Source organism: Microcoleus sp. OTE_8_concoct_300, from assembly GCF_031383065.1.
In the GTDB taxonomy this organism is placed as follows: domain Bacteria; phylum Cyanobacteriota; class Cyanobacteriia; order Cyanobacteriales; family Microcoleaceae; genus Microcoleus.
Window position 1 is genome coordinate 1 of sequence record NZ_JANMZH010000777.1, and the last position, 12,732, is coordinate 12,732.

General features: G+C 43.0%; 12 protein-coding genes, 1 pseudogene and 1 riboswitch. Of the genes and pseudogenes, 10 read left to right on the forward strand and 3 right to left on the reverse strand.

Annotated features, from left to right (window positions below; all coding sequences use genetic code 11):
• Nucleotides 1–147 precede the first annotated feature (147 nt).
• From ACUVJL_RS34870 to ACUVJL_RS34905, 8 genes and pseudogenes are all read left to right on the forward strand, one after another.
• Nucleotides 148–924: pseudogene (locus ACUVJL_RS34870) on the forward strand (SPFH domain-containing protein); the annotation flags it as partial.
• A 102-nt stretch (nt 925–1,026) separates the two neighbouring features.
• The gene (locus tag ACUVJL_RS34875) at nt 1,027–1,689 is read left to right on the forward strand and encodes a leucine-rich repeat domain-containing protein (protein ID WP_445249999.1); all 663 of its coding nucleotides are present in this window, start codon (nt 1,027–1,029) and stop codon (nt 1,687–1,689) included.
• A 54-nt stretch (nt 1,690–1,743) separates the two neighbouring features.
• Nucleotides 1,744–1,890, forward strand: coding sequence for a hypothetical protein (locus ACUVJL_RS34880; protein ID WP_445250000.1), 147 nt, complete (start codon nt 1,744–1,746; stop codon nt 1,888–1,890).
• A gap of 166 nt (nt 1,891–2,056) precedes the next feature.
• A complete protein-coding gene (locus ACUVJL_RS34885; protein ID WP_445250001.1) occupies nt 2,057–3,487 on the forward strand; it encodes an ABC transporter substrate-binding protein in 1,431 nt (476 codons plus the stop codon).
• A gap of 207 nt (nt 3,488–3,694) precedes the next feature.
• Nucleotides 3,695–4,273: a Uma2 family endonuclease gene (locus tag ACUVJL_RS34890; protein WP_445250002.1), complete on the forward strand. Its 579-nt coding sequence runs from the start codon at nt 3,695–3,697 to the stop codon at nt 4,271–4,273.
• A 38-nt stretch (nt 4,274–4,311) separates the two neighbouring features.
• Nucleotides 4,312–4,456: riboswitch (cobalamin riboswitch) on the forward strand.
• 96 nt (nt 4,457–4,552) lie between these two features.
• Complete coding sequence (locus tag ACUVJL_RS34895; RefSeq protein WP_445250003.1) at nt 4,553–5,053, forward strand: hypothetical protein; 501 nt, start codon at nt 4,553–4,555, stop codon at nt 5,051–5,053.
• A gap of 19 nt (nt 5,054–5,072) precedes the next feature.
• Nucleotides 5,073–5,939: a class I SAM-dependent methyltransferase gene (locus ACUVJL_RS34900; RefSeq protein WP_445250004.1), complete on the forward strand. Its 867-nt coding sequence runs from the start codon at nt 5,073–5,075 to the stop codon at nt 5,937–5,939.
• A 210-nt stretch (nt 5,940–6,149) separates the two neighbouring features.
• On the forward strand, nt 6,150–6,998 hold the full coding sequence (locus ACUVJL_RS34905) for an energy-coupling factor ABC transporter ATP-binding protein (RefSeq protein WP_445250005.1): 849 nt from the start codon (nt 6,150–6,152) through the stop codon (nt 6,996–6,998).
• Between the two features lie 79 nt (nt 6,999–7,077).
• Here ACUVJL_RS34905 and ACUVJL_RS34910 read toward each other — a convergent pair whose 3' ends face one another.
• From ACUVJL_RS34910 to ACUVJL_RS34920, 3 genes are all read right to left on the reverse strand, one after another.
• Nucleotides 7,078–8,691 (reverse strand): penicillin-insensitive murein endopeptidase, encoded by a 1,614-nt coding sequence (locus ACUVJL_RS34910; RefSeq protein ID WP_445250006.1) that lies wholly within the window; start codon nt 8,689–8,691, stop codon nt 7,078–7,080.
• Nucleotides 8,692–8,729: 38 nt separating this feature from the next.
• Complete coding sequence (locus tag ACUVJL_RS34915; protein ID WP_445250007.1) at nt 8,730–9,626, reverse strand: peptidoglycan recognition protein family protein; 897 nt, start codon at nt 9,624–9,626, stop codon at nt 8,730–8,732.
• A 104-nt stretch (nt 9,627–9,730) separates the two neighbouring features.
• Nucleotides 9,731–10,621, reverse strand: a complete 891-nt coding sequence (locus ACUVJL_RS34920) for a glycoside hydrolase family 19 protein (RefSeq protein WP_445250008.1) — start codon at nt 10,619–10,621, stop codon at nt 9,731–9,733.
• A 476-nt stretch (nt 10,622–11,097) separates the two neighbouring features.
• Here ACUVJL_RS34920 and ACUVJL_RS34925 point away from each other — a divergent pair, with 476 nt between their 5' ends.
• Together ACUVJL_RS34925 and ACUVJL_RS34930 are read left to right on the forward strand one after the other, a co-directional pair.
• Nucleotides 11,098–12,483 carry an NB-ARC domain-containing protein gene (locus ACUVJL_RS34925; protein ID WP_445250009.1) on the forward strand — a complete coding sequence of 462 codons (1,386 nt, stop codon included), beginning with the start codon at nt 11,098–11,100 and terminating at the stop codon, nt 12,481–12,483.
• Between the two features lie 27 nt (nt 12,484–12,510).
• Nucleotides 12,511–12,699: a hypothetical protein gene (locus ACUVJL_RS34930; protein WP_445250010.1), complete on the forward strand. Its 189-nt coding sequence runs from the start codon at nt 12,511–12,513 to the stop codon at nt 12,697–12,699.
• Nucleotides 12,700–12,732 lie beyond the last annotated feature (33 nt).

Here is a 12,732-nt window from a genome sequence, read left to right on the forward strand (position 1 = left end):
CAAATGTTAAGGCATTCAATTCGATTATTAATTCACTATCTAAGATTTGGAGATGTTCCTGTTCCGGCTCAAAATCAAAAAAATCATTTTTGTTGTCGGCGATCGCGTTTGAGCTTCATCATACCTTAATTCACCAACGCCCGCAATTCCTCTCAAGAATATACAATACTCGATTTCCTGATCGCGCGCAGCGAGCGCCAAGCAGAGGCGGCAGAACACGTTCGTCAAGCCCTTCGGGCCTACGACGTGCAAGCTGTGGACACGCTGATCGGTTTGATTTCGCCACCACCACAGTTGATGCAAACATTGACCGATCGCAAAATTGCTCAGGAACAAGAAAAAACTTACGACGTACAGCGCATTTCAGAGTCGCAGCGTCAAGAATTGGTGCGCGCAACTGCGATCGCAAACATTCAAAATCAGGTGGTGGCGGCAGAACAAGGGGTGAAAATTGCCCAACTGAGTGCAACTGCTGCGATCGAACACGCTAGTGGTGAAGCGGAAGGGATTCGGCTGATGGGACAAGCAAAAGCGGATGCTTATCAAGTTGGTGTCAACGCTTTGGGTACGCAGAGTTACACGCTGTTGCAACTGATGCAAGCAGTTTCGGATGGTAGCGTTCGTGTTGTTCCCGATGTCACAGTGAATGGTAACGGCGGTAGTGGGGGTTTGCTGGACGGTTTGATGGCAATGTTGGTGCGGAATGAAACCAGTAAGAATGGAGAAAATGGAGTACATTCACCTGTAATTAATGTCAAAAAATCTAAGTCTGTTGTTGTGGAAACTGTGGCAGAATCACCAGTAGCAAAAGTGCATTCGGTGCAGTCGCCGGAGTCTCCTAATCATTCACCAGTTGCTCAGTCTGTGGCTGTTGCTGAGATTGATATTGATTCGCTATTTGGTGAATTGCCTGACGATTTTTGAGTTGATTTGTGCAGTTTGTATAGAGGACAACCGTCCTCTCTGAAAGCTTTTTGTCTAAGATTTTACTGTTCAGAGAATTAGAGGTGCAAAATTATGACGTTTATGGTTACACACAAATACGTGAATTTGTCAAGGTTGATGGTGGTAGTTGCTTTTAGTGCGATCGGTCTAGGACTATGTGGAAATGGACTTTCGGTTTTAGCAGCAGAAATGCAAAGCGCAAACAAAACATTTGCTGATTGGTGTCGCGAAAAAGCTTCTCTGAGTCCTGAAACTAAACATACTGTTGAAGTGTTGTTGCGGAAATCTAAGACTACTGAGTGCGATGCAGCCGATCGGAAACTTTCGAGTCTCACGGAACTCTACCTCGACAACAATGAAATCAGTGATATCAAACCATTGCAATCATTGACTCAACTGACTGAACTAAACCTCAGCAGAAATGAAATAAGCGATATCAAACCGCTAGAATCATTGACTCAACTATTTTTGCTTGAACTCGATAACAATCAAATCAGCGACATCAAACCGCTAGCATCCTTGACTCAATTGATTTTTCTCGGACTCAGCGACAATAAAATCAGCGACATCCAATCATTGCAATCTTTGCGTGAACTGGATTATCTCAGTCTTGACAACAATCAAATCAGCAACATCAAACCCTTACAATCTTTGACTAACCTGAGTTATCTATCCCTGGGTGGAAACCTAATTACTCCCCAAATTTGCCCGATGACCAAGCCAGAGTCTATCTGTAGTTGGTAACTCATAAATTCAATGCTCAAACCTTACTACTCTGAAAATGACAGGCACAAGATTATGACATTTATAGTTGGACACAAACACATGAATTTACCAAAGTCGATCGCAATTACTTGTAGTGCACTCATCGCTGTAGCATTATCTGGAAATGGATTATCTGCGATCGCACCACAAACGCGCTCGAGAAACAGCCAAATTTGCTAAAACTTTTGTGGGGTGGGCATCCTGCCTGCCTAAAAATACAAATATGACTTTTATGAACTTAATTAGTGAATTTAATGAATTGACTTTAACAGAAATCTCTTGAATACTGAGGGTAGTTAAAAGCTTTTCTGTAGACTCTGTATAAATTATATAAGGAGAAAAAGTTATGTCCCAAGATACTAACCAGAGAAAAAGCCCCCCGCCCATCTTTTTTATTGTTGCTCTCGGCTTAATTGCGTTTGGCGGGTACAAGTTCCTTCCCGGTTTATTCGCATCCAAAAGTTTAGATATATCTACTTCTACTCCTACACCTACATCGGGTGCAAGTCCATCGGGTGCGAGTCCATCGGGTGCGATCGCTAGTCGCATCAGTTTAGGAAATCAGATATTGCTAACATCCCAAACAACAGCAGCAAAACAAGCAGGCGTTCAAGCTTTTGCCAAGGGAGATTACCAAGCCGCCGTCCAAAATTTTCAGAAATCGCTGCAACAAAATCGCAACGACCCGGAAACCATTATCTATTTGAATAATGCCCGATCCAGCAATGGTTCTTCCTTAAAAATTGCTGTCAGCGTCCCCATTGGTACTAACCCCAATATCGCCCAAGAAATCCTCCGAGGTGTCGCCCAAGCTCAGGATGAAGTCAATAATAGCGGTGGCATCAACCAGGTCAAAGTGCAAGTAGAAATTGTCAACGATGACAACAATCCTGAAGTCGTCAGAGAAGTTGCAAAGACATTGACAAAAGATCCGAGTATACTAGCAGTAATTGGACACAATGCTAGCAACGCCTCTGTCGAAGCTGCTCCGATCTATCAGCAAGAAAAACTGGTAATGGTGACACCGACGAGCTTTGCCAATAATCTATCAGGATTTGGCAGCTACATCTTTCGCACAATCCCCAATATTAGCGTCATGGCGGCTCCCTTAGCAGAATATGCCGTCAAAACAGGCAAAACTAATATAGCCATTTGTTATGACTCCCAAGCACCGGATAACATATCATTTAAAGATGAATTTGTGGCAGCTCTTACTGCTGCTGGCGGCAAATTAGTTCCCACTGTTTGCGACTTTTCATTACCCTCTTTTAATCCTGACAAGGCCCTGGCCGATGCTGTCAGCAAAGGTGCACAAGGATTGATGTTAGCACCCCACATCGATCGCATTGACCGTGCGATTTCTCTGGCTCGCATCAATCGAGGCAAATTGCCACTCTACGGCAGCACTACGCTCTACACCTTTCAAACTGTAAAAGACGGACAAAAAGACGTTGACGGGCTTGTTTTGCCCGTTCCCTGGCATCCTGAAACTAATCCCGGTAGCCGTTTCCCAGAAAATGCCCGCCAGCGTTGGGGAGGCATTGTGAATTGGCGAACCGCAACGAGTTTTGACGCGACTCAAGCTGTCATCGCTGGCTTGCGGCAAAGCACTACGCGGGAAGGATTGCAACAAGCACTCAGAAATGCGAGTTTTTCGACACGGGGATCGAGCGAGGATGTGAAGTTTTTGCCCACGGGCGATCGGGCTGGTAAGCCGATTTTAGTGCAAGTTAAACAAGGAGGAAGCACTGGCTATAACTTTGTCCCGCTGCGGTAAGTTTGTTAAGTGCGATCGGACTCACATCTTGCACATTCTCAATCAGCCTTTCTGGGGCGGGCAGGATGCCCACCCCACCAGAAAATTCCTTCTTTGTGGAACAGGCATCTTGCCTGTTTATTAGTATGATTAAAATCTAATTTTCTGTTGAATTAGCATAATTTTTAAGATAAAATGAAATGAGTAGATTAAAGGAGAGCGTTGTGTATGATCGCGCCAGTTGAAACCAAAACCTACACGGCCCAGGAATATCTAGAATTGGAAATCAATTCTCAGGATCGGCATGAATTTATCAATGGGGAGATTGTTCTGATGGCTGGCGGCACACCGGATCACAATGAAATTACCACTAATTTAGTTGTTGCGCTGAAACTGGCGTTAAAAGGGAAACCATATCGGACTTTTAGTTCGGATCAGCGGCTGTGGATTCCCCAGCTTAATAATTATACTTACCCGGATGTGATGGTGGTTGCGAAACCGATAGAGCTGCAATCTGGACGGACGGATACAATTACTAATCCTGTGTTCATTGCTGAGGTGCTATCTAAAGGTACTAAAGCTTATGACCGCGATGAAAAGTTTGCTGCCTATCGCAGTATTCCTAGTTTTCAGGAGTATTTATTAATCGATCAATATCGGCTACGGGTGGAGCAATATTCTAAAACTGATGCGAATAAGTGGATTTTTTCGGAATATAGCTGTATGGGCGATCGGCTGACTTTAACCTCTATTCCTGTGGAAATTTCGCTGGCCGATTTGTATGAAAATATTGAGTTTGGTGAATAGGGGGACGGCTTTTTGTCAAATATCCCAAATAGTGGTAATATTCCCGTATATCGATCGGCTCTGATGGAGAACAGCCATCAGACGCAAGGGGGAAAGTTCGGTGCGAATCCGGCGCTGTCCCGCAACTGTAATGAGATTATTGCATCTCTGAGTCAGGATGCCCGCCGATTTGTTTACCTGTTGTTTTTCATCTGCGAGGTATGGATGATGGTGAGTTTATTATTTTTTTAATTATTGGATTGAGGTTTTTTAACCGCAGATATCAGCAGATAAACACAGATGAACGCTGATGTAATTCGATCTGTGTTCGGAAGCGTATGTTATTTTAATGGAAAAGAAATGCGAATTGAGGATAGTGTTTGGCAGGGGAGTTTTGGCTACTGGCAAAACTTGTTTATTCACCAGAATATTTTGCCGATCGGACATACTGCTTGGAATGGCTTTTTGCATGGAGGACGAGGCTTGGTTGCTTGCAAAATCAATACTCCCATTAACGGGTCTGTGAATTGGAGCGTAGATACTATTAAGTACGATCTGCAATTTATTTCCCAATTGTACGCAACTTCTTATTTGCAACAACTAGAATTAGAGGAAAATACTGTTTCACATCTGCTCTCTATTATTGCTAGCTACGATCCAAAGGAAGCAATTATATTTTTGTCGATCGCCAACGGTCAGATTGATATCAATTTGTTGCAAAAGTTGGCAATTTCGACCGTTGAGTGCTATGAACAGGTATGCAAGCGCTGGGAAGAATTTCAACTCTGCCCGAAATCCTAAAACTTACTAAATTTTCTCAATGTCGCAGCCAAAATCAATCGAAATTTCTAAGGTAACTCGCTACCAAAATGCAGCGCTTAATTACTATTTGGGCCTGACAGATTCGCCCTACCTTCACTACGGTTATTGGGAAACCCTACCTGTGCCCGCTGAGGAACTAACGATCGCCCGATTGCGCATCGCTCAGCAAGCTTATACTGTCAAACTGTTGGATGCGATCCCCCAAGGCACTCATACGATACTGGATGTGGGCTGCGGGATTGGCGGAAATGCGGCTTATTTGCTCGATCGAGGTTTTGCAGTGGAAGGGCTCGCACCCGATCCGTTCCAACAACAGCGCTTTCTTAAGTGTACGGGCGATCGGGCAATCTTCCACCTCACCAGGTTTGAAGACTTCAAAGCAACCCATTTCTACGATCTTATTCTCTTTAGCGAAAGTAGCCAGTATATGTCGGCTGTTGATATTGCTAGCGGTGCCGCCAAAATCCTCAATCACGGTGGCTACGTGCTGCTTGCCGATATGATGCGCTCTGATCCTAACTATACAGAGGGAATGTTCTCTAATTGTCATGTTGTTACGGAACTTCATGCAGCATTAAAGCAGGCTGGATTCACTTTAGTAAAAACTGAGGATATTTCCGCCCATATTTTGCCGACAATCGATTTGTATGTCGATACTTTCCGCAGGTATGGACTCAATACGATGATCTATGTTGCAGATTTAATTGCGATCGCAGTTGGGCCGGTCCACAAATTCCTGCGCTGGATATTTCGTCGCTGGTTCAAGAAGCTGGTGGTTGAAGGATTGGAGGCGAGCCAACTTTTTGAGCAACATCTCTGTTATGAACTTCAACTTTGGCAGTTGTCAAAATCCGATGAAGGCTGACACAAATACAATGGTAATTGGTAATCGGTAATCGGTAATTGGAGGCAGATCCTCCGGGTATTTATATCAAATCCGGTAGCATCGGAATTATTCCTCTCTGTATTCTCTCCCTCTGCGTTCTCTGCGCCCTCTGCGGTTAAATCATTCCGATGCAACCGGAAACGATATTATTCCCAGGCAGAGCCCGGAAGGCTATAACAAATAACAAATATGTCTCAATGGATTCTCGAATTCGATCGCACTTCCTACTCCTATCCCTGCGGTTCCCGATCGGCAATTCATGATTTAAACCTCAAAGTCCCCGCCGGGAAACGCTGCGGGCTGATCGGTCAAAACGGCTGCGGCAAAACTACCTTTTTTCTGTTAGCAAATGGCTTGTATCAACCGCAACAGGGAATCATTCGCTGGGAAGGCGAACCGTTTTGCTACGATCGCAAATCTTTGATGCAACTGCGCCAACAAATCGGACTCGTCTTTCAAAATCCCGAACATCAATTAGTAGCTTCGACGGTAGAAGAAGATATTTCCTATGGATTGTACAATTTAGGCTTGACAGAATCCGAAATTGCTCCACAGGTACAGCAGGCGATCGACCAATTCGATCTAAGCGAACTCGCCCGCGAACCAATTCACAATCTCAGTTTGGGGCAGAAAAAGCGGGTGTCGATCGCCGATATCATGGTTCTCAAGCCGAAACTGCTGCTGTTAGATGAACCTACCGCCTATCTCGACCCGCGTCACACCCGACAACTGATCGGTTTACTGCAACAAATTCACAACGCCGGAACCACTATCCTTTTGGCAAGTCACGACCTCGATTTCATCTACCGCTGGGCAGATTGGGTGTTTGTAATGGATCGAGGAAAATTGATTTTAGAAGGCACACCGGAAACAGTTTTTGCTCAGCGGGATGTCTTGGAACAATTGCAGCTTGGGGTACCGCTGGCGATCGAGCTAATCGAGCAAATAAGGGCGATCGTTGAGAAAGATGGGAACTCAAATATAGAGACTTTTGAGCAGTGGCAAAAACAGATTTTACAAGCACGTCGGCTGCTTTAAAAGTTTAGCAGCCTAACGGTTGCGTTCAGCGGTTGCCAGAAACAAGGAACACTGGAAATGGAGAATCTGTTAAAAATGATTATTTGCTAAATCGTACATGGAGATGATCGTCATGCCCTGGCCAGGGTTTAACTCCCTTTAAGTTATTGTCGTTACAAAGAATCAATTTAACAGACTGTACAGAATTATTGAGAATGGTATTAATTAAATCTTGAGTTCGAGCAAGGGAATAATTAGGATCTCGGAAAGTAATACCGATTCGGGCTCCATCTGTTCTCAAAAGTCGAAAATCGACATCTAAGCCTGTTTGATGGCTCTGATGGGGAGGGACAGGACCACCACCATTTTTACTAATGTTCCCTATCCCAATCACCGGACCAGTTCGATGGTTTTGGAACCACATTTTGCCAATTTCTTCAATAGCTTTGATGGTTTCAGGTAATCCAAATTGTTTCTCACGGAATTGAGAATAACTATAGTAACCTGTTCCCGATATCGGAAGTTGAGTATTCACCGCAGGAAAAGGAGTTGCTTCTAGACTAAAGCTTTCAAGACTCTCATCATCCCAATGATAAAGACAGGGTGTATCTTCAAATTCAATAGGGGTTTCGTTATCTACTGTTTCTAAATCAATGGGACTAGAAAAGATGATAACTGGAGTTTCTGAAATAGATGATATTTTGAGCTTTCCTGACAGCAAATCATTGAGTCGTTGCTCAATAATTGTGACAGGGATGGCATAATTTTCCCTTTCAAATTCTCCGCCATAATGTAGTCCTACAGCTTTTCCTGTTTCAAAGTCAAGAACGATAGAGCCAGAATTTCCTCCTAGAGTTGAACAGTCATGAGTAAAATTTGGACCACGGTCCCGCGATCCTGTGGCTGACATCACTTTACCGGGTTGAAGTCGTTTGACATTATAAATATCCCCAAAAAGTTCAAACATTTTAGCAGGTTCAAGGGGATTACGATTGCCATCCCAAGCTGGATATCCAATCACGGCAATATCACTATTTCTTGTATCAACTTTGGTTGCTAAAGGAATAAATGAGCGAGATTTTGTATCTCCCACTCGTGTTACCTTTAAAAATGCAATATCTGAACCGGAATCTGGTTCAATGTATAAAACACGATCAATATTAAACTCTTCTTCATTGTCTTCTAGATATTCTTCTAAAAAGTCAATCTTGACCTTAATCAGTTTTTGGGTGCCATCATTTCTCCGAAAGACAAACTTGCCACCTTCTTGAAAGGCAAAGAGTTGAGCTATATGACGATTAGTGACAATAACATCATCAGTCACTAACCAACCCGTGCCAGCAAAATTAATTGCTCGCTCATGATTTTTTAATTCGATTCTTCCTACTGAAGCTATTGCTTGTCTTATAATACTTCGATGAGGTTCTAAACGAGTTTTCCAATATGCGAGCCGAGGGGTTTCAAAATCACCATTCTGGATTTTCAAGGCAGGACGTTCTGCGTAATTAATGATAGCTTCAATTTGTATTGCCCGTAGCCTTCCTAACCCTTCTTGTGCTTTGGCAAGACCTTCCTTTATTGATGTTTGAAGATAATTTTTAGCTGTTGCTGGATCAATATGTGTTTTCGGCAGTCTTTGACTATTTTCAAAGTAATCACTATCAAGAAGCTCTTCAGTTAATTCTTGGTTATTCAGCACACTTTCAATTGACATGGTTTATTTCCTGGTGGTTAAATGACAATAAATAATTACTAAGGGCAACCGACCGATTCCTCTTCAATGAGATGGGAGTTATCTAAAACTTTGACCAAAATTGTGGCCGTTGCTTCTGGTGTGCCTCCTGTAGCCACTAATAAAGTTTGTCCATCTTGTTCTGCTAGGGATGCTGTAAAACTTTGCCAGTTACCATCATCATTTTTTGTTGCTTGAGAAATCACAGAAATAACACGCTCCCAAGCAATGTCTAGTGGAACAAAGCCTTGTCCTTGCTCATCTAGAGAAAAGGATATGCTGTAGGTTACCAGGCTAAGGTGAGCTAAAATTTCTACTTTTTCTTGTGAAATAAACGGTGTAAGTGTAACCCCTTCTTCAAAGTCAACTGATTCTAAATTACCTCCCATAATGATTTCTAAGTCAGCTTTGGTGTAACCGGGATCCCAGTGATCATTTTCAGGGACATGAGAATGTCCATAATGACCACCTTTAGTATCCCAGTTCGTCGCATTGCGGTTATGTCCACCCGGATCAGTTGAACCTGTTTTCGGAAATCCATTCGGCCAGACTTTAGGAACTTTATGGGTTTCTTCAATCCAACGACACAATCTTGCTACATTTTTGAGGGTTTCCTTATTTTTTGGCTTACCCGCGAAACCAACTACCTCGATTTGGATCGCTGAGTCTCTGTTGGTTTGTACCCCTCCGTCTGCATTAAAGAGAGAACGTGCAGAAAATTCTGTATCAATATGTTGAAAAATGGTTGTAGAATCAACTGTAAAATGGGGATCAGATCTATTACTTTTATACGCTCCCATCGCACCCGATGCCGTTGAACCTTCGGTGGTGTGATGAACAATCTTAAAAGGACCTCCCAAATAAGAGCCGACTCCACCTGTGATGGGTTTCCAAGTAGCAAAAGGACAACGTGCCATAATAACCTCCAAGGATTACTTATTCTTGAAATGAATACAGGAAAGTGATTAAATTAATTCGATTCTTCTGGACTTAGCTTTGTATACGCAAGTGCTGAAGAATTCTAGCTACTCATAATCTGTTTAAGCATTAATTCTTCAATTGGATCTAGTTTTAAACTCATATCTGGGGATTCCTGTAAATCTGTTCCTGGAGTTTCTTCTAGAGGAACACTCTCAAGGGAGCTAATCTGACGCTGCCAATTTTCCGCATACCCAGCAATTAAAGCAGATACATCACCTGGATTCACTACATCTCTAGCACCAATAAAATCGGTTTTACCGCCATTGACATAAGTCCCCAGTTTCCTTGATGTAAAGCGTCCTTTACCCATACCGTCAACTAAAATAAATAAGGCAATGTTCGGATCCATTACTTTATCAGGATTGTCCAGTAGATTAATCCCTAGGATATCACCATATTTTTTATAGTTAAATTCCCAGGTTAGCTGCACATAACCCCGTCCATAATAGGGATAATATCTCAAGTTTATTCTTCTCCATTCTTCACTTAACCAATAAGCTTCTCGAACAGGTTTAAAAGTATTATTTGTCTCATGCTGAACAGTTGCCAAGATGTAGGCGATTTGAGAATTTAAGGTTAATCCTTGCCGTTTACATTCTCGAACAATTGCACTTTGTACGTCTTTTTTAGAAGAGGTGGTCGTCAGTCTTCCACCTTCTGGCTTGAGTGTATCGAGTCTTAGCAAAAATTCAGCCGTTGTCGGACCTAAAATATCCCCTCCTGAGAGTGAATAAACCTCTTTAAAATCCCTTAAAGCTTCCCGTGTAATCTTGCCATAAAGTCCATCAACATCGTAGTTATAGAATTTATTATTGGCGAGAATTTGTTGAATCTCCTTACACAGTTGTTGATCTTGGGTTAAGTAGGATGTTGCTACGTCCCCATAGTCAATCCCCCTATTGTTCTTGATGACATCTTGTAAAGTCGCCATTTATTATTCCTTTCACGATCGTAAACAGTTTGACTAAGTTCAAGGTACCGTCTCAACCAAGGGGTGAAGCCACCTAACGGTTGAGTTGAATTGGTTGTTGGTCTAATTAATTGTTCCGCAGTTGCAGTAGAATACTCTTCCCGATCGGCTTATCCCGCACATCGGCAGTTTAGCCCTGAACAGTTTGAATAGGTTGTGCTCTGCCTTAACTCAAAGAATAACCAACTCCGATCGCCCTGCCGGTGAGAAAAAGTGACAAGTTTTTGTAAAGTTACGTAAATTATCTTAAAGGCTGCTACCAGTCAATCGATTTTAGATGTTAAATTTTAGATAATGGAATTGACTTCACAGCCTGTACCTGGGGCTGGTAACCCTATTGATTTCGCTTAATTGTATAAATTTGTTTTCTTTCCTGAACAGCAACTCGCACTCATGAAATATCAGTAAATTTACTGAATAGGTCCAATTGGCAAGCTATGAAAGGACAAGAGGCGATCGCCCTAGTTGATAGTCTGTTACAATCCGCAAACAAAAAGCAAAAACTCAATGACATTCAATCCCTCGTCTTTCTGGAAACCTGGGAGGGACACTCTTATCAAGAGATAGCCGCGCCCTTAGGTTACGAACTCGACCATATCAAACACGTCGGTTCGCATTTGTGGCGAAATCTCTCTCAAATTCTTGGGGAAAAAGTCTCAAAGCAAAATCTTCAAGCAGTCTTGCGCCGCTACCAGCATGGCAGTGTGGCCATCTTGCCGGCTAGCGAAGCACATAGCAGCACTCAAGATTGGGGAGAAGCGATCGATGTTTCCCAATTTTACAATCGGCAACAGGAACTGGAAACTTTAGAAACTTGGATTAGCAGCAATTCTACCCGCCTGATCGGTATTTTTGGAATTGGCGGTATCGGCAAAACTTCTCTGTCTGTCAAACTCGCTCAACAAATTCAATCTCAGTTTGAATTCGTGATTTGGCGGAGTTTGCAGCAAGCACCAACCTTAGATGTTATCCTCAGCAATATTTTACCGATTTTAACTAATTCATCAGCCACCAACAATAACTCTATTGATGCTCTCATGGAACAGTTGCGACAAAAACGCTGTTTGTTAATTTTCGACAATCTGGAGTCGATTTTGCAAGCAGGAAATCGCAGCGGACAATATCAACAAGGGTATGAAGATTACCGACAGTTATTGGCGCGCATTGCTGACGAACCCCACCAAAGTTGTCTGATTTTAACCGGACGAGAACAACCGGGCGGGTTTGCTGTGCGATCGGGGGAAAATTTACCAGTGCGATCGCTCAACCTCTTCGGAGTTTCACCGCCAGTATGCCACCAAATCCTCGCCGCCAAAGGATTAAAGGCAACGCTATTGCAGTGTCAAGATATTGTCAACTACTTTGGCGGCAATCCCCTCGCCCTCAAACTTGCTGCAACGACTATTAAAACACTTTTTGGCGGTGATATTCACGCATTTTTAGTGCAAGGAAATACTGTTTTTAGCGATTTCTGGGATTTGCTCGATCGCCAGTTCGAGCGCTTGTCTACCCTGCAACAACAAATCATGTACTGGCTGGCCATTAACAGAGAAGGAGCGACTCCTGCGAAGTTAAAATCTGAAATTTTACCCAAAGTTTCTGGACGGCAACTGATGGAAGCATTGGAGTCGCTGGCTGAACGATCGCTCATTGAAGATCGGCGATCGCCCGACAATACCGCATCGACAAGTTTAACGCTACAGCCTGCGATCGTCGAGTATATCACAGAACGCTTGCTCCAAACTGTTGAGCAAGAAATTATGACAAACAAACTTAACTTATTGAAAACTCATGTATTAATTGAATCCCCAACCCAAAACTAGATCCGCGACGCACAAATTAAACTTGTTTTGTATCCTTTAATTGAACACCTTTTAACCTATTTTGAAACCGCCCCCGCCCAACTCAATCAGCACCTCGGCAATATTTCAGCTTGGTTGCGCGATCGAACAGCAAGCGAGAGAGATTATGCTGCGGTCAATCTGCTGAATTTATCCAGTCATCTCAAAACCGATATCAGAGGCTTTGATTGCTCTTAGGAATGAGAATTAAATAACTTCCACAAGTTTGTG

Excerpts from the sequence above, each read along its gene's own strand:
- ACUVJL_RS34875 (WP_445249999.1), top strand. The coding sequence starts at position 1,027 with ATGGTTACACACAAATACGTGAATTTGTCAAGGTTGATGGTGGTAGTT.
- ACUVJL_RS34880 (WP_445250000.1), top strand. The coding sequence starts at position 1,744 with ATGACATTTATAGTTGGACACAAACACATGAATTTACCAAAGTCGATC.
- ACUVJL_RS34885 (WP_445250001.1), top strand. The coding sequence starts at position 2,057 with ATGTCCCAAGATACTAACCAGAGAAAAAGCCCCCCGCCCATCTTTTTT.
- ACUVJL_RS34890 (WP_445250002.1), top strand. The coding sequence starts at position 3,695 with ATGATCGCGCCAGTTGAAACCAAAACCTACACGGCCCAGGAATATCTA.
- ACUVJL_RS34895 (WP_445250003.1), top strand. The coding sequence starts at position 4,553 with ATGAACGCTGATGTAATTCGATCTGTGTTCGGAAGCGTATGTTATTTT.
- ACUVJL_RS34900 (WP_445250004.1), top strand. The coding sequence starts at position 5,073 with ATGTCGCAGCCAAAATCAATCGAAATTTCTAAGGTAACTCGCTACCAA.
- ACUVJL_RS34905 (WP_445250005.1), top strand. The coding sequence starts at position 6,150 with ATGTCTCAATGGATTCTCGAATTCGATCGCACTTCCTACTCCTATCCC.
- ACUVJL_RS34910 (WP_445250006.1), bottom strand. The coding sequence starts at position 8,691 with ATGTCAATTGAAAGTGTGCTGAATAACCAAGAATTAACTGAAGAGCTT.
- ACUVJL_RS34915 (WP_445250007.1), bottom strand. The coding sequence starts at position 9,626 with ATGGCACGTTGTCCTTTTGCTACTTGGAAACCCATCACAGGTGGAGTC.
- ACUVJL_RS34920 (WP_445250008.1), bottom strand. The coding sequence starts at position 10,621 with ATGGCGACTTTACAAGATGTCATCAAGAACAATAGGGGGATTGACTAT.
- ACUVJL_RS34925 (WP_445250009.1), top strand. The coding sequence starts at position 11,098 with ATGAAAGGACAAGAGGCGATCGCCCTAGTTGATAGTCTGTTACAATCC.